Origin of the sequence: Burkholderia sp. AU30280 (assembly GCF_020420125.1) — a bacterium.
Taxonomy (GTDB): Bacteria; Pseudomonadota; Gammaproteobacteria; order Burkholderiales; family Burkholderiaceae; genus Burkholderia.
The window spans coordinates 416,769-435,466 of sequence record NZ_JAIZRY010000001.1; the positions used below are offsets into that span (position 1 = coordinate 416,769).

Here is an 18,698-nt window from a genome sequence, read left to right on the forward strand (position 1 = left end):
ATACACGGAAGTCGGCATCCGTGCGGCACCGACGAAGCCGAGGCAACGATGCCGCATGCGCCCGGCACCGAAACGGCACCGGATCTTGTGCAACGACATGGCCGTGGTTCAGTAGACGATGGCGCGCCCGGCTTGCGCCATGGCATTCATTCCCGAGCGGAAACAATCAATCGCACGCCGGCGATTCACGTCGCCGCCCGCACGCTCTAGACTGTCGCATCGCTTCCCTTTCCGGACCCAAGCAATGACCGACGTCCTGCCGCTGACCACCGATCCCGAGTCGGGCCTGCAGTACCTGCTGCGCCCCGCCACCGGCCGCCCCGCTGCCCGCCTGTTGCTGCTGCATGGCGTCGGCGGCAACGAAACCAACCTGCTGAACCTGGCCGACGTCGTCGATCCGCGCATCGAGATCGCATTCCTGCGCGGCCCGCTCGCGTTCGGGCCCGGCCAGCACGCATGGTTTCCGGTGCGCTTCGGCCCGAGCGGCCCCGAAATCGACGCGGCCCGCGCGAACGCGAGCCGCATCAAGCTGATCACGCTGCTGCGCGCATTCCACGCCGGCGGTGACGCGGGCGCCGCGTTGCCGACGGTGATCGCCGGCTTCAGCCAGGGCGGCATCATGAGCGCGAGCGTCGGCCTCACGTCGCCGCAGGACGTCACCGCATTCGCGGTGTTGTGCGGGCGCATCCTGCCCGAAATCGATCCGCTGATCGCACCGCGCGATGCACTTCGCCCGCTCCATGCGCTGATCGTGCACGGCCGCGCCGACGACAAGCTGCCCGTCGCATGGGCCGACACCGCCGACGCGAAGCTTACGGCGCTCGGCGTCGCGCACGATACGCGGCTGTACGCGGCCGGCCACGAACTGACCGCGGAGATGGCCGGCGATTTCGCCCGCTGGGTCGACGAGCGCACCGGGTTGAACTGACTGTCACGAGGCGCCGGGGCGCCGGCCGCGAACGGACCGGAGCGCCCCGGCGCATACCGTCTTCAGGCGCCCTGCGCCGGATCGGCGACGACGCGCGCGGCCGCGGACGCACGCGCATCCGCCGCCTGCACTCGCGCGGTACCGCGCTTCGCCAGCTTCCAGCCGACCATCAGCGCGAGCACGACGACCGGAATCGTCGCGACGGTCCATGTGCCGCCCGGATAGTCGAATGCCATCAGCACCAGCACACCGACGAGGAAGGCCAGCGTGAGCCACGACGTGAACGGCGCGCCGGGCATCCGGAACGACACGGCCTTCAGCTCGCCGCGATCGACCGCGCGGCGGTACAGGATCTGGCACATGACGATGAAGCCCCACGTCGTGATGATCCCGAGCGACGCCATGTTCAGCACGATCTCGAACGCCTGGGCCGGCACGATGTAGTTCAGCGGCACGCCGATCGCATTGATCGCGACCGTGATCAGGATCCCGCCATACGGCACGCCGCGCGCGTTCATCCGCGACACGAAGCGCGGCGCCGATCCGCCCATCGCGAGCGAGCGCAGCACGCGCCCGGTCGAATAGAGGCCGGAGTTCAGGCTCGACAGCGCGGCGGTCAGCACCACGACGTTCATCACGGTGCCGACGTACGGCACGCCGAGCTTGCTGAAGAACGTCACGAACGGGCTTTCGTGCGCGCTGTACGCCGTCCACGGCAGCAGCATCGTCAACAGCACGACCGAGCCGACGTAGAACAGCGCAATGCGCCACATCACGCTGTTGATGGCTTTCGGCAAGACCTTGCGCGCATCGGCGGTCTCGCCCGCCGCGACCCCGACGAGCTCGATGCTCGCGTAAGCGAACACGACGCCCTGCACGATCAGCACGGCCGGCAGGATGCCGTGCGGAAAGATCCCGCCGTGATCCGCGACCAGGTGAAACCCCGGCATCTGGCCGCCGACGGGATGGCCGCTCGCGAGAAACACGGCGCCGACCGCGAGGAACACCGCGAGCGTGCCCACCTTGACGAGCGAGAACCAGAATTCCATCTCGCCGAACACCTTCACGCCGATCATGTTCATCAACGACACGATCCCGAGCGCGCCGAGCGCGAACACCCACTGCGGCACGTCCGTGAACACGGCCCAGTACTTCATGTAGATCGCGACCGCGGTGATGTCGACGATGCCGGTCATTGCCCAGTTCAGGTAGTACATCCAGCCCGCGACGAACGATGCGCGTTCGCCCATGAACTCCCGTGCGTACGACACGAAGCTGCCGCTGGTCGGCCGGTGCATCACGAGCTCGCCGAGCGCGCGCATGATCAGGAACGCGAACACGCCGCAGACGAGATACACGAGCGCGAGCGCGGGCCCCGCGTGCTGCAGGCGCCCGCCCGCGCCGAGAAAGAGGCCGGTGCCGATCGCGCCGCCCATCGCGATCATCTGCACGTGCCGCGGCTTCAACTGCTTCGCATAGCCGGCTTCGTGCGACGCGAACATCGCATCGGGGTCCGCATGTCGGGAATCCGCGCCGCCGGCCGGATCGGCCGGGCGCTCGCTGTTGTGGTTCATCGTGAGTCTCCGTCGTTTCTTGATGTGTGTTTCTTGATGTGTCGCGCCCCGCGCCGGGGGCGCTGCTGGATCTGTCGCGCGCGGGCCGCCGGCGGCATGTGCCGGCGCCGCGCAGCCGGCGTCAAAGCACGCGCGGCCGGATCAGTGCTTCGGGCTGCAGCGCTTCATCGACCTGCGCATCGGTCATCCACTCGCGCTCCAGCACGATCTCGCGAATCGACTTGCCGGTCGCGTGCGCTTCGGCCGCCACGGCGGTCGCGCGCTTGTAGCCGATATACGGGTTGAGCGCGGTCGCGAGCGCGACCGAGCGCTCCATCGTTTCGCGCAACCGCTCGGGATTCGCGGTGATCCCGCTCACGCACCGCTGCGCGAGCGTCGTGCAGGCGGCGGTCAGATGGCTGAAGCTGCGGAACAGCGCGCTGGCGATCACCGGCTCGAACGCGTTGAGCTGAAGCTGTCCGGCCTCGGCGGCAAAGGTCACGGTCAGGTCGTTGCCGAACACCTCGAACGCAACCTGGTTGACGACTTCCGGGATCACCGGGTTCACCTTGCCGGGCATGATCGACGAGCCGGCCTGCACGGGCGGCAGGTTGATCTCGCCGAACCCCGCGCGCGGGCCGCTCGACAGCAGCCGCAGGTCGTTGCAGATCTTCGACAGCTTCACGGCGATCCGCTTGAGCACGCCCGACACCTGCACGAACGCGCCGCAATCCTGGGTCGCTTCGATCAGGTTCGGCGCGGTGCTCAGGTCGAGCCCGGTAATGCGCCGCAGCGCCGCGAGCGCCTTCTCCGCATACTGCGGATGCGCGGTGATCCCCGTACCGATCGCGGTCGCGCCGAGGTTGATCTCGCGAATCAGCCAGCCGGCTTCCTGCAGGCGCGCGATGTCTTCCGTCAGCATCACCGCATAGGTCGAGAACTCCTGGCCGAGCGTCATCGGCACCGCGTCCTGCAACTGCGTGCGGCCGAGCTTCAGCAAGCCGGCGAACGCGTCGGCGCGCTCCGCGAACGCATCGCGCAGGCGCGCCATCGCTTCGAGCAGGTGCTCGACCGCGAAGCAGGTCGCGACCCGGATCGCGGTCGGATAGACGTCGTTGGTGCTCTGCGCGAGATTGACGTGCTCGTTCGGGTGCAGGTATTCGTACTGCCCTCGCGCGTGCCCCATGATTTCGAGCGCGCGGTTGCAGATCACCTCGTTCGCGTTCATGTTGGTCGACGTGCCGGCGCCGCCCTGGATGATGTCGACGACGAACTGGTCGTGCAGGCGCCCTTCGCGGATCTCGACGCACGCGGCGGCGATCGCATCGCGGTACGGCTTCGGCAGCAGCCCGAGCTCGCAGTTCGCGTCAGCCGCGGCCTCCTTCACCGCGGCGAGCGCCATCACGAAGTACGGCAGCGACGCAATGGTGCGGCCCGAAATATCGAAATTCTCCTTCGCGCGCAGCGTATGGACGCCGTAGTAGGCCTCGTCCGGAATGCTTCGCTTACCTAAAAGATCCGCTTCGACGCGGAAGCCGGTTTCTGCCATCGTGCCCTCCTGGGTGTCTCGTGCCGCTCGTCGTTCGCCGCTTCCCGACGCGACGGGTTCGCATTCTATGCCTTTGCAAAAACAAGCTCGCTTCTGTATTATCGAAAGCAGTTTTGCGTGGGGCGCAACAGCGAGAATCGAATGAAAAGAGGCGCGAGAGACACCGGCATCGATCACATGGGCGCGATGCGCGCGTTCGTCAGAGTGGTCGAAACGGGGAGTTTTTCGGCGGTCGCGAAGGAGATGCACGTGTCGACGTCCACGGTCGCGCGCAAGATCACGGCGATCGAGGAGGCACTCGGCGTCGCGCTGCTGCACCGCTCGACGCACAGCGTGACGCTCACCGAAGCCGGCCATATCTACCTGGAGCGCGCCGTCACGCTGATCGCCGATCTCGACGACACATTGCGCGTCGTCGCCGAGCTGAATGCGCAGCCGAGCGGCCCGCTGAAGCTCACCGCGCCGGTGGCCTTCGGCCGCCGCCATCTCGCTCCGCTGGTCGCGCCGTTTCTCGCGCGCTACCCGACGATCCAGCTCGACGTGCGGCTCACCGACAACCACAACGACCTCGTGGCCGGCGGCTTCGATCTCGACATTCACGAGGGCGAGAACTACCTGGACAACCTCGTCGTCCACCGCCTGTCGCGCAACGACAGCATCCTGTGCGCGACGCCCGGCTATCTCGACCGCTGCGGGCGCCCGTCCACGCCGGACGACCTCAAGCAGCACAACTGCCTGCGCTACGTGCATCCGGAAGGCGATCCGCGCTGGGCGCTCGTGAACGGCGACGCGCATCACAGCGTGCTGCCGGCCGGCAACCTCGTCACCGACCATTCGGAGCTGCTGCTCGAAGCGACCTGCGCGGGGCTCGGCATCGCGGAATTCGAGATCTGGCTGGTGCGCGACCTGCTCGCGAGCGGCCGGCTCGAAGCCGTGCTGCCGCGCTACCGGCTGCAGAACCGGCTGACGGGCGAATACATCTACATCGCGTATCTGGCGAACCGGCGCAGTTCGGCGAAGCTGCGCGTGCTGAAGGACTTTCTCGCGGAACACCTCGCGCATATCGGCGAGTTGTCGGCGCTGGAACTGACGAAGATTCGCGGCGCGAGCGCGTAGTCACGCTCGCGCCGCTGCGCACGGCCGGGGTCGCGGGCCGGCGGCGTCACAACGCAGCCACGCCGTTCAGCCCGGCTGCAACTCGAACGGGAACGTGGCGTGCCCGATTTCAACACCCTGCGTGTTGAGCATCCGGGGCCGATGGAAGCCGGCCAGTTGCGCGCGCTGCTCGGCCGTGCCGATCTGCAGCCGCTCGAGAAGTTCGCTGACGACCATGTAGAGCACGTCGAGATTGCCGTCCTCGATCTTCACCGAGATGCCGAGCGCACCGTCGGCGCCCAGTTGCCGCGTACGCGCCGACGCACGCACGCCGATTCCGTAGCAGGCGTCGGCGCCGAGCTTGCCGACCACCTGCCCGTCGAACGCCTTCATCAGCACCGTGCAATAGCGCCCGTCGCCGGCAACCAGTTCCGGATACGCGGTCATCGCACGATGAATCCGCGCCAGCGCGCGAACGCGCTCGCTGATTTCGCCGCCGCCCGCCTCCACCGTATCCGCACCGTCGGCGAGCGACGCGTACAGACGCGCGAGCCGATCCAGCGAAAATGCCGGCGTCGGCAGGTTGCACCCGTCGATCGCCCAGCCCACTTCGTCGTCGCGCAGCCCGCACGCTTCGGCCACCACGTGCTTCACGCGCACCTGCATCGGATGGTCGGGCAGATGGTAATCGGCGATCGCCGCGCCAATCGCCCGCGCGCCGGCCAGCATCCCCACGTGCTTGCCCGAACAGTTGCTGCATACGCCGGTCGGCGTGTAGTCGCGCTTGATCCACGACCGGTAAACCGCATCCGACAACGGCGGATGGCCGCCGCAACGCAAGTCCGATTCGTGCGAGTCGACCTTGGCGAGCATCGCGCGCGTGCGTTCGATGTGCCGGTCCTCGCTGCTGTGCGACGCGCACATCAGCGCAATGTCCGCATCGTCGAAGCCGAAGCGGTCGGGCGCGCCCGTCTCGATCACCGACAGCGCCTGCGCCGGCTTGGCCGCCGAGCGTGCAAGCGTCATCCGGAACGGATCGCCGAACCGGGCCAGCAGCCGGCCGCGTGCATCAACCACCGCCACATGGGCGACGTGCGTGTTCTCGATCGCATCGCCTCGGTAGGTGACGACTGCTGCGCGTTGGGTGTCCATCTTGTGTTGTCTCCATGCTCGGGGCCTGCTTGCCGGGGCCCGTCCAACCGGTACGGCAGTGTAGCGAGTCGTCGCCGCCGCGCGCCGGCCGGGCGATGGAAAGCGGTGTTGCACGCGACGCAAAGGCAATCGCGCCCCCACGAAAGCCTGACCGAATTAGTACAAAAACCATTCAATCGTTTACGAAATTAGTACCAATTCATACAATTTCGATCGAAAACGCGAATCATACGCATTTATGATCGGCGCGAAGTGGGACGTGCTGCAGGATCAGCTGTCGCTGACGTCGGCGCTGTTCCAGACCGAGAAGACCAACGCGCGCGTCAGCGACGGCCTCGGTCACACGGTCAACGCAGGCATGCAGCGCGTGCGCGGCGTCGAACTCGGCTTCGCGGACAACCTGACGCCGAAGTGGCGCGTATTCGGCGGCTACTCGTACCTGAACGCGATCACGCCCGACGCGGGCCCCGGCAGCCCGGGCGCATCGGGGCTGCCGATGGTGATGGTGCCGAAGCCCAACTTCACGCTGTGGACGCGCTACGACGCGATGCCGAAGCTCACGCTCGGCGCCGGTGCGACGGTGATGAGCCAGACCTACGCGTCGGTATCCGCGACGACGAAGAAATGGACACCCGGTCATGCGCGCTTCGACGCGGCCGCAACGTGGCGCGTGAACAAGACGATGGACGTGCAGCTCACCGTGCAGAGCCTGTTCGACAAGAAGTATTACGCGAGCGCGTATCCGATCTACGCGACGTGGGCGCCGGGCCGTTCGGCGATGGTCACGCTCAACTTCTATCAGTAACGCCGTCGTCGGCGGCGACGTCGATGACCACGGGATCGCGCCCGGCGATACGCTCTCGCGCTGCGACGACGCGTACGTGACGCCGAGCCGCCCATGCCCGGCCACCGCGACGATGCCGGTCGAACGCCGCCGCGCGCTGCCCGATTGCGCGCGGCAGCATGACTTCGCGATCGTCGAGGACGATTACGATCGCGCGCTCGCGGAAACATTCTGGTTCCCGCACGGCGTGGACGCGCACACGCGACGTCACGACGCGCGCTGGTAGTAGATGTTCTGCGGATGCCGCGCATCCGCGAAGAAGAACCAACGCTCCGCGACCAGCCCCGCATACTGGATCACGAATGCCGCGCCGAGCGCGACGGCGGCCGCCACCGACGTCGGCGCGAGCGCGAGCGCGCCGGTCAGCACGCACGGCACCGCGAATGCGCCGACCAGGAAGCCGGCCTTCACCGCGCGCAGCGTGCCGTTGCCCTGCCCGTGAAAGAACTCCCGCGTATTGAACGCGCTGGCCGTAAAGCCGCGCGACGTCTGTTCGACCTTCTCGCCGCGGATCCCGGTCGCGCTCTGCACGGTCGACTTCGGCCGCAGTCGTGCATTGCGTGCGAGCGACGCGAGCCGTGTGACGCAGCCCGCGAACGTCAGCACGCACGCGGCCACGGCGAGCCGGCCGACCAGCGCCGGCGCGAGCCACGCGGCGCAAGCCGTCGCCAGCGTGCAGCCCGACGCGCAGCCGAGCAGCACGAAGTTCACGAGCGTCAGCGGGCTCGCCCATTCCTGCAGGAAGCGCAGGCACGCGTAGATCATCGCCGTGCACACGAACAGCGCGACGCTCGCGAGCGCGCCCGCCGCACCGATCAGCAACGTGCCTGGCCAGCCGAACCGGTGCGCCGCGCCATACGCGAACGCGCACGCGAGAAACACCGGCAGCGCGATGCATTCGCGCGACAGCCACGACGTGCGCCACATCGCGATCGCCCGCCACGCGCGTTCGGGGTGGCCGAGATGGAAGAACGACGCCAGCAGGCCGAGTGCGCCGAGCGCGACCGACAGCGCGGCACCCGTCACGTAGAACGACGCCGCGATCTCGACGCCCGCCGCACGCGTCAGCGCCTCGACGAGCACGAGCGTCAGCAGCAGGCCCTGTGCCGCGCCGCACAGGGTGGTGAGAAAGACGACCGAAAAGGCTGGGCGCATGGGGACTCCGTTTTTTTCGCATGAATGAAGGGCTTCGCGCTCAGCGCCGCGTCGCGAGCGATGCGAGATTGATGTCGCCGCGCGCCGCGCGGGCTTCGAACGACTCGTCCTCGTCGCTGCCGTTCGACGCGCTGCCGCACCCGTCGCGACTCCCGCACCCACACGATGCTTCGGTCTTCACGCGCGGCAGGTAATGGTTCGACGGCCGCGTGCCCCATTCGGGCATCAGCTGATAGCCGCCGCGTTCGCGGATCGCGCGCGACACATCGGACTCCGGATCGTGCACGTCGCCGAACAGCCGCGCCGACGTCGGGCACGCGAGCACGCAGGCCGGCTTCCGGTCGCGTTCGGGCAGCACCGGGTTGTCGATGCGGTCCGCGCACAGCGTGCACTTCGTCATCTCCTTGCGGCCTTCGTCGAGCTCGCGTGCGCCGTACGGGCACGCCCATGCGCAGTACTTGCAGCCGATGCACTTGTCGTAGTCGACCAGCACGATCCCGTCCGACTTGCGTTTGTAGCTCGCGCCGGTCGGACAGACGGGCACGCACGGCGGATCCTCGCAGTGAAGGCACGATTTCGGGAAGTGGATCGTGTCGGTCATCGGGAACACGCCCGCTTCGTAGGTCTGCACGCGGTTGAAGAACGTACCGGACGGATCGTCGTCGTACGGGCGCAGGTCGGCGAGACTGCCGGCTTCGCCCGACGTGTTCCACTCCTTGCAGCTCGTCACGCAGGCATGGCAGCCGACGCACACGTTCAGGTCGATGACGAGGGCCATCTGGGTCATGGTCGTGCTCCTTCGCTCAGCGATCTTCAGGCTTCGGGCCGGCCGACGTCGCGCGCCGCAGCCGCGCGGCGAATGCGCCGGTTCCCGCGAAATACGCCTGCACGCGCCGCAGCACGCGTGGCGTGCCCGGCAGCGCCGGCATCGGCGCGAACTGCGGCAGGGTCGTCGCCGCATTGGCTTCGGCCGGATAGATCCGCACCTGCACGTCGTACCAGCCGGCCTGCCCCGTTATCGGATCGGAGTTCGACATCCGCGCGCCGCCGCGTGCCGCATCCGGCAGCTCGTCGGTGATCACGTGGTTCAACAGGAAGCCGCGCTGCGACTCGCCGGCCTGCGGCCCGAGGTTCCATGCGCCGGCCGCCTTGCCGATCGCGTTCCAGGTCCACACGGTGCCGGGCTCGACCGCCTCGCTGTAGCGCGCGCGGCAACGCACCTTGCCCCATGGCGATTCGACGTAGATCCACGCGCCGTCGCCGATCTGCTGCGCGGCGGCGGTCACCGGATTCACGAACAGGTGGTTCTCGCCATGGATCTGCCGCAGCCACGCGTTCTGCGAATCCCACGAGTGGTACATCGCCATCGGCCGCTGCGTGATCGCCGCGAGCGGATAGCGGCCCGCATCGGTCAGCCCGCTTTCGAGCGAGCGATGCCAGAACGGCAGCGGATCGAAATAGCGCGCGATGCGCTCGCGCAGGTGGTCGGGCGGCTGGCGGCCCGACGTGCGGCCCTGCGCGGCGAGCCGGAATTTCTGCATCACGTCCGAGTAGAGCTGGATCACGATCGGCACGCCGAATTTGCGCATCCCGTTGTCGACCGCCCACTGCATGTACGGCCCATTGCAGTTGCGCATGTACTGCAGCGGCTCCGGCAGCCGGTGGTGGTACACGCAGTTGTTCTCCGCATAGCGCTTCCACTGGTCGGGGTTCGGCTCGCCGACGACGGCCTTGTCGCCGTCCTTGCCGCGCCAGCCGATCAGGAAGCCGGTGCCCGAATCGGGCGCCGTCTGGAAGTTAATGACGAAATCCGGATAGTCGCGGTATTTGCGCTGCCCGTCGGCCGTCGTGAACGCCGGAAACTTCAGCCGGCTCGCCAGCTCGATCAGCACTTCCTGGAACGGCTTGCATTCGCCGGCAGGCGGCACCACCGGCACGCGCACGGAGTCGACCGGCCCGTCGAATTCGGAGATTGGACGGTCGAGCACCGACATCACGTCATGCCGTTCGAGGTAGGTCGTGTCGGGCAGGATCAGGTCGGCGAATGCCGTCATCTCCGACGCGAACGCATCGCACACGACGAGGAACGGGATCCGGTATTCGCCGTCGTCGCGCTTGTCGACCAGCATCTTGCGCACTTCGGTCGTATTCATCGACGAATTCCACGCCATGTTGGCCATGAAGATCAGCAGCGTGTCGATCGGATAGGGATCGCCGCGCCATGCATTGGTGATCACCGAATGCATGAGCCCGTGCACCGCGAGCGGGTATTCCCACGAGAATGCCTTGTCGAGCCGCGCGGGCGTGCCGTCCGGATGGACGAACAGGTCCTCGGGGCCCGCGGGCCAGCCGAGCGGGCCGGTGGCGAGCGGCGTGTTCGGCCGGATCTGCGCCGGGTCGTTCGGCGGTTTCGCCGACGGCGGCACCGCGCGCGGATACGGCGCCTTGTGCCGGAAGCCGCCCGGCCGGTCGATCGTGCCGAGCAGCGACATCAGCACGGCGAGCGCGCGGATCGTCTGGAAACCGTTCGAATGCGCGGCGAGCCCGCGCATCGCATGGAACGCGATCGGCACGCCCTTCACCGATTCGTGCGCCTTGCCCCATGAGTCGGTCCAGCGCACCGGCAGCTCGATCGCGTGGTCGCGCGCAACCGTCTCCATCTCGCGCGCCAGGCGGCGGATCGTGTCGGCCGCGATCCCGGTGATGTCGGCCGCCCATTCGGGCGTGCATTCGGCCACCTGTTCGCGTAGCAGCGTGAACGACGGCGCGACGGGCGTGCCGTCGTCGAGCGTATAACGGCCGTCGAGCGCGGGCTCCGCGCCTTCCGCATGATGCAGCACCGCGCGGTTCGTCTTCGTGTCCCACCACATCCGGTTCTGCGGATACAGCGCATTGACCTCCGGCGCGTCGGCGTCACGCACGAACAGCCCGAACGTGTCGGCGCCGTCGCGCTGGTCGACCAGCTCGGCCGCGTTCGTGAAGCGGGACACGAATTCGAGGTCGAACGCGTCGCGCGCAATCAGCTCATGCATCAACGCCATGAACAGCGCGCCATCGGTGCCGGGACGAATCGGAATCCATTCGTCGGCAATGGCCGCATAGCCGGTGCGCACCGGATTGATCGCGATGAAGCGGCCGCCCGCGCGCTTGAACTTGCCGAGCGCGATCTTCAGCGGATTCGAATGATGGTCTTCCGCGGTGCCGATCATGAAGAACAGCTTCGCATGGTCGAGATCCGGCCCGCCGAATTCCCAGAACGAACCGCCGATCGTGTAGATCATCCCGGCCGCCATGTTCGCCGAGCAGAACCCGCCATGCGCCGCATAGTTCGGCGTACCGAACTGTTTCGCGAACAGGCCGGTGAGCGCCTGCATCTGGTCGCGCCCGGTGAACAGCGCGAACCGCTTCGGGTCGGTGGCGCGCAGGTGCGCGAGACGCTTTTCGAGCACGTCGAACGCGACGTCCCACGACACCGGCTCGAACTGCGCGTCGCCACGCTCGGCGCCCGGCTTGCGCATCAGCGGTTGTGTGAGCCGCGCGGGCGAATACTGCTTCATGATTCCCGACGAACCTTTCGCGCAGATGACGCCCTGGTTCAGCGGATGCGCGGGATTGCCGTCGATATAGCGCACCTCGCCGTCGCGCAGGTGCACGCGGATGCCGCAGCGGCACGCGCACATGTAGCACGTCGTCGTCTTGATCTCGGCCTGCTCGTCCCGCTCGCGTGCCCGATGTTCCATCGTCTGTCCTCGTTCGCGGATGAGGGCGCGCCCGCCGGGGCGCACCCGTGAATCGGTTCATCCATGCTATGCCGGCACGCGGCCGACATAAAGTCGCATCCTCTGATCGGTGCTATCGGTCGGCCCGATAGTTGCGCCGGCCATCCATCGGATCGGGCCGGAAGCCGCATGCGCGAAGGCCCGGCTTGCGGGCCGGGCCTTCGGCGTCATGCGTTGCCGCGCATGACCGCGGCGGATAGGCGGGCAGTTCGCTGTCGTCGAGATACTCGCGGCGGCTGCGGCGCGTGAGCCCGTACGCGACGACCCGCACGCCCAGGCTGGCGACACCGAGCCACAGCGGCTTGCGCGGGTCCGGGATGAACGCCATCGTGACGAGGATGCCGACCATGCCGACGATCGCGATCCAGGTGAGGTACGGATACGCCCACCTCCTGACGCGCAGCTTGCCGGCGGCCACCGGGTCGGGACGCTTGCGCAGGCGCAGTGGCGGGAATGCGATCGGCACGTACACGAACAGCGCGACGGTGCCGTACGAATTGACGAGGAACGCGAACACGGTATCGGGCGACACGGACGACATCACGACCGACACGTAGCCGAACACCGTGCCGAGCAGGATCGCGTGCACCGGCACGCCGCGCTTGTCGACCTTCGCGAGCGCGGCGTCGGGATCGACCACGCGGAATGCGTGCGCGGGATGGTGGCTGTCGCGGTGCCGGTGAGGGATGCGGCTAGCGGCCGCGTGCTCGCGGCGCTCGCCGTGCATGCGCCGACCGCGCGCGACGCTCAAGGCTTTGCTGGAGAACGTGCCGAAGATGCGGGAAACGGCCACGCGGTTGGCGCGCCGCTGCTGCATGCGGCTGAGGGCGCACCGCCGGGTTGACGCGGTCGAGTGCGTTCATGCCGACGTGCGATCACACGCTCAAGCGTTCACGCAGTCACGCAGTCACGCAGTCACGCAGTCACGCAGTCACGCAGTCACGCAGTCACGCAAGGTGATAACGCAACCAGAAAGTCTCGCGACACGCGTTGTCGAACGTCATCCGCGTTGGGCCGATCGATTGGGCATCGGGATGGCGGAGCACGTCGTAGTCGATAAAGCATTCCGCGCACAGCAGGTCCGACGGCGCGCGATCCTGCTCGACCGAGCGGCGCACGATCGCACCGTTGTCGAAGCGGTATTCGGTTTCGTCGCGCGTGACCTCGACGTCGTCGTCGGTCCAGCGGTCGTGCGACGTCGTGTGCGACACGATCGACACCGGGCCGGCGAGCCCGTGGATCGCGGCGACGTAGGAAATGAGCTTGTCCATGACGAGGCGGCAAACGGATGGATGGCCGCCTCGCGCACCTGCATCGCACGAGGCAACCCGAGCGGCGAGTATAGCCGCGCGCCGAAGACCTTGCCGCCGGCGGCGGTTTCGCGCGCTACGCCTCCAGCGCCAGCAGCGCGAACGTCGCGAGCCAGTGCTCGCCCATGTAGTCGCCGGCCACGTGCGCGAGTGCGCTCGCCAGATGCCGGTCGGCCGCCTCGAGCAGCTGCGCGCGCCGCGCATCGCCTTCCGGCAGCGAGCCGGCGAGCGCACGCTGGCACCACGCGCGGCTCAGGTTCAGCCCGTCGAGGTGCGCGATCTTCCCGTCGCTGCGATCGCTGACCGTCGCCGGCTCGAACAGCGTCGCCGGCTCGCCGCGCGCGAGATCGGGCAGGAAGCGCGCGAACCAGCCGTCGAATTCGGCGCCCGGCAGCACGCGCCGCATCAGCTCCGCCTCCATCAGCGCGGGCGACAGGAATTCGTCGCCCGACGGCTCCCACGCCTGGCACGCGACATCGTTCAGGTGCCAGCGCTTCGCGGTATCGACGATCAGCGCCGCGAGCCCGTCGCGCTGCGTATCGCGCGCGAAATCGAGCGTGAGCGCCAGCGCGAACGCGGTGTTGAAGTGCGTGCCGACACGCAGCGGATAGGTCGCTTTCGGCAGGAAGGTCTCGAAGCGCGACACGAACAGGTCGGTAAGCGGCGCCATCGTCTTCGCCCAACGCGCGGCCTGCGGCAGCGCCCCCTTCAGCGCGAGCCGCTCCAGCTGCGCCGACAGCGCGAGCAGCCACGCCCAGCCGTACGGACGCTCGAAGCCGGCGTTGTGCGGCAGCGCGAGATACGCCCGCTCGCCGGCGACGTTCGCATCGGTGAAGTGCGCATCGACGATCGCGACGATGCGTTCGGCCTCCGGCAATGCCGGGTAGCGTTCGAGCACGCGCAGCACGAGCCAGTAGCCGTGCACGCACGAGTGCCAGTCGTAGCTGCCGTAGAAGATCGGGTGAAGTGCGCGCGGCCCCTGCACGTCCTGCGGGCCGGCGAGCGAATGCGTGAGCTTGTTCGGATATTCGCGGGTCAGGTGCGCGAGCGCGAGCGACGCGAATTTCGACGCGAGTTCGGGGGTCAGTCGGTCGGTCATGAGGATCTCGTCCATCGTGTCAGAAACGGAATGCGAACGCGTACATCAGCAGCGTGTTCACGGCGAGCAGCAGCACGGCTGTCGGCCACTGCACCTTGATCACGCCGTTCTTGTCCTTCAGTTCGAGCAGCGCCGCCGGCACGATGTTGAAGTTCGCGGCCATCGGCGTCATCAGCGTACCGCAGAAGCCGCTCAGCATCCCGATCGCGCCGACGATCGCCGGGTTGCCGTGGAACTGGTGGACGATCAGCGGCAGGCCGATGCCGGCCGTCATCACGGGGAATGCGGCAAAGCCGTTGCCCATGATCATCGTGAACAGCGCCATGCCGACCGTGTAGGCCGCGACCACCGCGAACGGCGAATCGATCGGCACCCACTCCTTCACGAGCCCCGACACCACCCCGCCGACGCCCGCGACCGCGAACAGCGCGCCGAGCGCCGCGAGCATCTGCGGCAGGATCGCGGCCCAGCCGACCGCATCCATCGTGTGGCGCGCCTCCTTCACGGCATGCACGGGCGAATCGCGCAGCATCGCGAGCGCGACGGCGAACGCGACGAGCGTGCCGAGCACGAGCGAGATCAGCGTCACGCTCTTCTGGTCGACGAACGGCACCCGCTTCAGCGCGAACGTGCCGATCAGCGTGACGACCGGGATCAGCAGCGCGGGCAGGAACAGCTTGTTGCCGAACCGCTGCGCGAGCGTCTCGCGCCGCACGGCCGCGGCCTCCCCGGCTTCATCGGACTGGCCGCGCCCGAGCTTGCCCGAGCCTGCGATCACCGCGAGCGCGATCGCGAGGCAGCCCGTCACGAAATGCGGCAGCAACGCGCCGAACAGGAACGTGGCCGCGTAGATCGCCCAGAACGCGAAATTGACGATGCGGCGCGGGTTCGTGCGATCCGTCAGGTTGAAGAACGCGAACGCGGCGAACATCAGCCCCGCGAGCGTGTACAGCGATTCGAGGCCGATCATCGCGCGCCCTCCTGCGCCACCAGGCCGAAGCCGCGCGCCAGCCGGCGGTCGAGCAGCGCGAGGCGCGTGCAGTGGATCAGGAGCGCGGCGATCGCGGTCGGGATCGCCCACACCGACAGGTGCAGCGGCTCGATGGAGATCCCGTTCTGTTCGAGAAAGCCCTTGATCAGCAGGATCGACTGGATCGCGATGAAGATGTCCTCGCCGAAGAACACGGCGACGTTGTCGACGCCCGACGCATGCGCGCGGATCTGCTGGCGCACCGATTCGGGCAGCTCGCCGTGGCGGTTGACCGCGGCGGCCTCGGCCATCGGCGCGATCAGCGGCCGCACCATCTGCGCATGGCCGCCGAGCGACGTGAGGCCGAGTGCGGCCGTTGTCTGGCGCAGCACGAAATACAGCATCAGCACGCGGCCCGTGGTGGCCGCCTGCACGCGCGAGATCATGTGCTTCGCCTGCTCCTTGAGCCCGTTGCGCTCGAGCAGCGCGATCACCGGCAGCGTCAGCCAGATGAGCCCCATGTAGCGGTTCTCGGTGAACGCCTTGCCGAACGCACTGACGATGTCGACGAGATTCAGCCCGCCCGCCAGCCCCGTCGCGAGCCCCGCGATCGTGACCACCAGCAGCGCATTGAAGCGCAGCGCAAAACCGATCACGACGATCGGCACCCCAATCAGCACCAGCATTGCTCCTCCTTGTATCGGACGCGCGGCGCCTTGGCATGCGCCGCCTGCCCGGTTTGGACCGGGCTCTGACGGCGCAATCTAGCACGAGACTTTATCGATAAATAGTCGACAATTTACTGCTCCGGGTAAACGTTGAAACGTGCGAACACCGTGCCCGGGCCATGTGTCGGCGGTATTTCATCCGAGGAATCGACGGACGGACGGCCGGCGCGGACGCACCGGTCCCGGCACGCGCGGTCCCGCTCCGGGGGCGGCGTGCGACGGGCCGCCGCGCGTGGCGAAGCCCCGGTGCGCCGACTACACTGGAAAGCATCGGCAACGGACGGGAGAGCCGCCATGATTGACGTATTCCAGACCATCGGCAGCCGCGCGTTCTCCGCTCATCTGGCGAAGGACGGGATGGTGACGCTGATGGAGCAACGCCAGGAAGTCGATCGCGTGACGCTCGCGACCGCGTATGCCGCGCTCGTCGAGGAGTCCGAGCAGGAAGCCGACCTGCTCGATGCGACGGTCGAAGGCATGATGCGTGCGCTGATCCAGGGGTACGCGCGCAGTCATTGACGGCGCGGCCGCGCCCGGTGAAGCGGATGGCAGGCTGGCGCGGGCGCTACGCGGCCGCTGTACCGGCGCCCGTGTCGAACCATCGGCCCGCACGCAGCTGCCGGTAGTCGGCCTGCGTGAAGATCCTCAGCAGGTTCGCGACCGCGCCGTTGCTGGCGCGGTCGCGTTCCGTCATGAAGGCTTCGACCTCGTCGCGGTCGGCAAACAGGATCGTGCGAAAGTAGCGTTCGCGCTCCGCGTCGGACAGGTTCGTTGCGCTCAGCTGGTACGGTGGGTGAAGCGCCGCAAACAGGAAGTAAAAGCGCTCGGCGTCGTCGCGCAGCACGCGCACCGCGTCCGGATCGACCGGAAAATCACGGTAGAACGACGCGTGCCCGCTCTCGATGTAGATCCGGTACAGCAACCGGCCGTCGTGCTCGATCACGATCGGCGCGTACGGGTCGCGACTGACAAGCAGCGTGTCGGGCGCGGTCATCGCGAACGCCTCGCGGCCGGCTCCCCGCCGGTGCCGCGCCGCCATGCTGACGGCGCCCCGACGCACAGCCACACCGCGATGGCGCGCGAGGTCATTTGAAAACGAGGCGTCTGGTTCATATGGTTCGGCGGATTTCGCGCGACGGATGGCGGGATAGTTCGATTGGCGCGTCATGATCGCATGGCGTGCCGTCCGCCCGCCAGCGGCGACCGGCTTTCACATGCCATCCGGCGGCCGGCGGCCGCCTCCCGACACGCGTCGTCATAGAGGAAACGCACTGAAACGGCGCAATGCGCAAATTTTTCGATTGCCGCCGCCCGCGCCGCATGACAGCATTCGGGCGTCGCCAACCGAAAAGAATGCCGCGCCGTCCGGCCGCCGATGCCGCCCGGCGGCGCCGAACAGGCAGCCCCTTCCATGAACCCGGCCCACCTCCAACATTACGAACCGACCGGAGAATTCCGCTTGTGAACATCGGCATCGTCAACGACCTCCCGCTTGCCGTCGAGGCGATGCGCCGCGCGATCGCGCGCCGGCCCGAGCACCGCGTGCTGTGGGTCGCGACCGACGGCGCGCAAGCCGTCGAGCTGTGCGCCACGCAGCCGCCCGATGTCGTGCTGATGGACCTGATCATGCCGAAATTCGACGGGATCGAAGCGACGCGGCGGATCATGCGATCCGAACGACCGTGCGCGATCCTGATCGTGACGAGCTGTATCGGCGCGAATGCATGGCGCGTGTTCGAGGCGATGGGCGCCGGCGCGCTCGACGCGGTCGATACGCCGCGGCTCGGCGACGGCGCGGCCGGCGACACGACCCGGCTGCTGCTCGCGAAAATCGACCAGATCGGCCGCCTGCTCGACGCTCCCGGCGGCACGCGCCTTGCCGGCATGGCCTCCCGCGCCGACGGCGGCCCGCTGGTCGCGATCGGCGCATCGGCCGGCGGCCCCGGCGCGCTCGCGTCGATCCTCGGCGCGCTACCGGCCGATTTCAACGCACCGATCGTGATCGTCCAGCACGTCGACCGCGCGTTCGCCGAAGGCATGGCGCAATGGCTCGACGGCCAGACGCCGCTCGCCGTGCGCGTCGCGCGCGAAGGCGACCGCCCGCAGCCGGGCGTCGCGCTGCTCGCCGCGACCGACGACCACCTGCGCATCACGCGCGCCGGCACGCTCGAATACACGCGCGAGCCGGCCGCCACGCCGTATCGCCCGTCGGTCGACGTGTTCTTCAACAGCCTGACCGAGCACTGGCCCGGCCGCGTGATCGGCGTGCTGCTCACGGGGATGGGACGCGACGGTGCGATCGGCCTGAAGGCGCTGCGGATGAAGGGCTACCATACGATCGCGCAGGACGAGGCGACGAGCGCCGTGTACGGCATGCCGAAGGCGGCCGCGACACTCGGCGCGGCGCGCGCGATCCTGCCGCTCGGGCGCATCGCGGGCGAACTGGCGGCGCTCGCGAGAATCTGAGCCCGACGATGAACACGCGCAACACCCATGCCTGCCCCTGCAACAACCGCAACGACCGCAACAACCCGCA

17 protein-coding genes and 2 pseudogenes are annotated in these 18,698 nt (G+C 68.0%); 7 read left to right on the top strand and 12 right to left on the bottom strand.

Annotation, left to right across the window (positions count from 1 at the left end):
• The first annotated feature begins 244 nt into the window (after positions 1–244).
• On the top strand, positions 245–928 hold the full coding sequence (locus LGN17_RS01815; protein ID WP_226194920.1) for an alpha/beta hydrolase: 684 nt from the start codon (positions 245–247) through the stop codon (positions 926–928).
• 62 nt (positions 929–990) lie between these two features.
• Here LGN17_RS01815 and LGN17_RS01820 read toward each other — a convergent pair whose 3' ends face one another.
• On the bottom strand, positions 991–2,502 hold the full coding sequence (locus LGN17_RS01820; RefSeq protein WP_226194921.1) for an amino acid permease: 1,512 nt from the start codon (positions 2,500–2,502) through the stop codon (positions 991–993).
• A gap of 121 nt (positions 2,503–2,623) precedes the next feature.
• The gene (aspA, locus tag LGN17_RS01825; protein WP_226194922.1) at positions 2,624–4,030 is read right to left on the bottom strand and encodes an aspartate ammonia-lyase; all 1,407 of its coding nucleotides are present in this window, start codon (positions 4,028–4,030) and stop codon (positions 2,624–2,626) included.
• A gap of 141 nt (positions 4,031–4,171) precedes the next feature.
• Here aspA and LGN17_RS01830 point away from each other — a divergent pair, with 141 nt between their 5' ends.
• Positions 4,172–5,146 carry a LysR family transcriptional regulator gene (locus tag LGN17_RS01830; protein ID WP_226194923.1) on the top strand — a complete coding sequence of 325 codons (975 nt, stop codon included), beginning with the start codon at positions 4,172–4,174 and terminating at the stop codon, positions 5,144–5,146.
• Positions 5,147–5,212: 66 nt separating this feature from the next.
• On the opposite strand, the gene LGN17_RS01835 is transcribed toward LGN17_RS01830, so the two are convergent.
• Entirely contained in the window at positions 5,213–6,277 is a 1,065-nt protein-coding gene (locus LGN17_RS01835) for an asparaginase (protein WP_226194924.1), read from the bottom strand.
• A 187-nt stretch (positions 6,278–6,464) separates the two neighbouring features.
• Here LGN17_RS01835 and LGN17_RS01840 point away from each other — a divergent pair, with 187 nt between their 5' ends.
• Both LGN17_RS01840 and LGN17_RS36815 read left to right on the top strand, forming a co-directional pair.
• A complete protein-coding gene (locus LGN17_RS01840; RefSeq protein ID WP_413226998.1) occupies positions 6,465–7,082 on the top strand; it encodes a TonB-dependent receptor domain-containing protein in 618 nt (205 codons plus the stop codon).
• A 76-nt stretch (positions 7,083–7,158) separates the two neighbouring features.
• Positions 7,159–7,347, top strand: coding sequence for a hypothetical protein (locus LGN17_RS36815; RefSeq protein WP_413226994.1), 189 nt, complete (start codon positions 7,159–7,161; stop codon positions 7,345–7,347).
• Here LGN17_RS36815 and LGN17_RS01850 read toward each other — a convergent pair.
• From LGN17_RS01850 to LGN17_RS01865, 4 genes and pseudogenes are all read right to left on the bottom strand, one after another.
• The gene (locus LGN17_RS01850) at positions 7,329–8,276 is read right to left on the bottom strand and encodes a dimethyl sulfoxide reductase anchor subunit family protein (protein ID WP_226194925.1); all 948 of its coding nucleotides are present in this window, start codon (positions 8,274–8,276) and stop codon (positions 7,329–7,331) included. The two genes, LGN17_RS36815 and LGN17_RS01850, sit on opposite strands and share 19 nt — an antisense overlap.
• A 40-nt stretch (positions 8,277–8,316) precedes the next feature.
• Entirely contained in the window at positions 8,317–9,063 is a 747-nt protein-coding gene (locus LGN17_RS01855; RefSeq protein WP_226194926.1) for a 4Fe-4S dicluster domain-containing protein, read from the bottom strand.
• A gap of 16 nt (positions 9,064–9,079) precedes the next feature.
• Positions 9,080–12,016: a molybdopterin oxidoreductase family protein gene (locus LGN17_RS01860; RefSeq protein WP_226194927.1), complete on the bottom strand. Its 2,937-nt coding sequence runs from the start codon at positions 12,014–12,016 to the stop codon at positions 9,080–9,082.
• A gap of 226 nt (positions 12,017–12,242) precedes the next feature.
• Positions 12,243–12,689 (bottom strand): annotated as a pseudogene (locus tag LGN17_RS01865) (GABA permease); the annotation flags it as partial.
• On the opposite strand from LGN17_RS01865, the pseudogene LGN17_RS01870 reads away from it, so the two are divergent.
• Positions 12,666–12,899, top strand: a pseudogene (locus LGN17_RS01870) (IclR family transcriptional regulator C-terminal domain-containing protein); the annotation flags it as partial. The pseudogenes LGN17_RS01865 and LGN17_RS01870 overlap by 24 nt on opposite strands.
• Positions 12,900–13,002: 103 nt before the next feature.
• On the opposite strand, the gene LGN17_RS01875 reads toward LGN17_RS01870, so the two are convergent.
• The 4 genes from LGN17_RS01875 to LGN17_RS01890 all read right to left on the bottom strand — a co-directional run bounded on the left by LGN17_RS01875 (position 13,003) and on the right by LGN17_RS01890 (position 16,120).
• Entirely contained in the window at positions 13,003–13,326 is a 324-nt protein-coding gene (locus tag LGN17_RS01875) for a hypothetical protein (RefSeq protein ID WP_175950621.1), read from the bottom strand.
• A gap of 115 nt (positions 13,327–13,441) precedes the next feature.
• A complete protein-coding gene (locus tag LGN17_RS01880) occupies positions 13,442–14,464 on the bottom strand; it encodes a DUF2891 domain-containing protein (RefSeq protein WP_226194928.1) in 1,023 nt (340 codons plus the stop codon).
• A gap of 19 nt (positions 14,465–14,483) precedes the next feature.
• A complete protein-coding gene (locus LGN17_RS01885; protein ID WP_226194929.1) occupies positions 14,484–15,434 on the bottom strand; it encodes a DUF979 domain-containing protein in 951 nt (316 codons plus the stop codon).
• Positions 15,431–16,120, bottom strand: coding sequence for a DUF969 domain-containing protein (locus tag LGN17_RS01890; RefSeq protein ID WP_226194930.1), 690 nt, complete (start codon positions 16,118–16,120; stop codon positions 15,431–15,433). Before LGN17_RS01890 ends, LGN17_RS01885 begins: the two co-directional genes overlap by 4 nt.
• A gap of 336 nt (positions 16,121–16,456) precedes the next feature.
• Here LGN17_RS01890 and LGN17_RS01895 point away from each other — a divergent pair, with 336 nt between their 5' ends.
• Entirely contained in the window at positions 16,457–16,681 is a 225-nt protein-coding gene (locus LGN17_RS01895; protein WP_006750126.1) for a hypothetical protein, read from the top strand.
• Between the two features lie 46 nt (positions 16,682–16,727).
• Here the strand turns inward: LGN17_RS01895 and LGN17_RS01900 are convergent, their stop codons facing one another.
• Positions 16,728–17,156, bottom strand: coding sequence for a hypothetical protein (locus LGN17_RS01900; RefSeq protein ID WP_226194931.1), 429 nt, complete (start codon positions 17,154–17,156; stop codon positions 16,728–16,730).
• Positions 17,157–17,623: 467 nt separating this feature from the next.
• Between LGN17_RS01900 and LGN17_RS01905 the strand changes: the two genes are divergently transcribed.
• Entirely contained in the window at positions 17,624–18,628 is a 1,005-nt protein-coding gene (locus LGN17_RS01905) for a chemotaxis response regulator protein-glutamate methylesterase (RefSeq protein ID WP_226194932.1), read from the top strand.
• The last annotated feature ends 70 nt before the right edge of the window (positions 18,629–18,698 follow it).

Bases quoted from the DNA above. Each gene is read 5' to 3' on its own strand.
- LGN17_RS01815 (WP_226194920.1), top strand. From the start codon at position 245: ATGACCGACGTCCTGCCGCTGACCACCGATCCCGAGTCGGGCCTGCAG.
- LGN17_RS01820 (WP_226194921.1), bottom strand. From the start codon at position 2,502: ATGAACCACAACAGCGAGCGCCCGGCCGATCCGGCCGGCGGCGCGGAT.
- aspA (WP_226194922.1), bottom strand. From the start codon at position 4,030: ATGGCAGAAACCGGCTTCCGCGTCGAAGCGGATCTTTTAGGTAAGCGA.
- LGN17_RS01830 (WP_226194923.1), top strand. From the start codon at position 4,172: ATGAAAAGAGGCGCGAGAGACACCGGCATCGATCACATGGGCGCGATG.
- LGN17_RS01835 (WP_226194924.1), bottom strand. From the start codon at position 6,277: ATGGACACCCAACGCGCAGCAGTCGTCACCTACCGAGGCGATGCGATC.
- LGN17_RS01850 (WP_226194925.1), bottom strand. From the start codon at position 8,276: ATGCGCCCAGCCTTTTCGGTCGTCTTTCTCACCACCCTGTGCGGCGCG.
- LGN17_RS01855 (WP_226194926.1), bottom strand. From the start codon at position 9,063: ATGACCCAGATGGCCCTCGTCATCGACCTGAACGTGTGCGTCGGCTGC.
- LGN17_RS01860 (WP_226194927.1), bottom strand. From the start codon at position 12,016: ATGGAACATCGGGCACGCGAGCGGGACGAGCAGGCCGAGATCAAGACG.
- LGN17_RS01875 (WP_175950621.1), bottom strand. From the start codon at position 13,326: ATGGACAAGCTCATTTCCTACGTCGCCGCGATCCACGGGCTCGCCGGC.
- LGN17_RS01880 (WP_226194928.1), bottom strand. From the start codon at position 14,464: ATGACCGACCGACTGACCCCCGAACTCGCGTCGAAATTCGCGTCGCTC.
- LGN17_RS01885 (WP_226194929.1), bottom strand. From the start codon at position 15,434: ATGATCGGCCTCGAATCGCTGTACACGCTCGCGGGGCTGATGTTCGCC.
- LGN17_RS01890 (WP_226194930.1), bottom strand. From the start codon at position 16,120: ATGCTGGTGCTGATTGGGGTGCCGATCGTCGTGATCGGTTTTGCGCTG.
- LGN17_RS01895 (WP_006750126.1), top strand. From the start codon at position 16,457: ATGATTGACGTATTCCAGACCATCGGCAGCCGCGCGTTCTCCGCTCAT.
- LGN17_RS01900 (WP_226194931.1), bottom strand. From the start codon at position 17,156: ATGACCGCGCCCGACACGCTGCTTGTCAGTCGCGACCCGTACGCGCCG.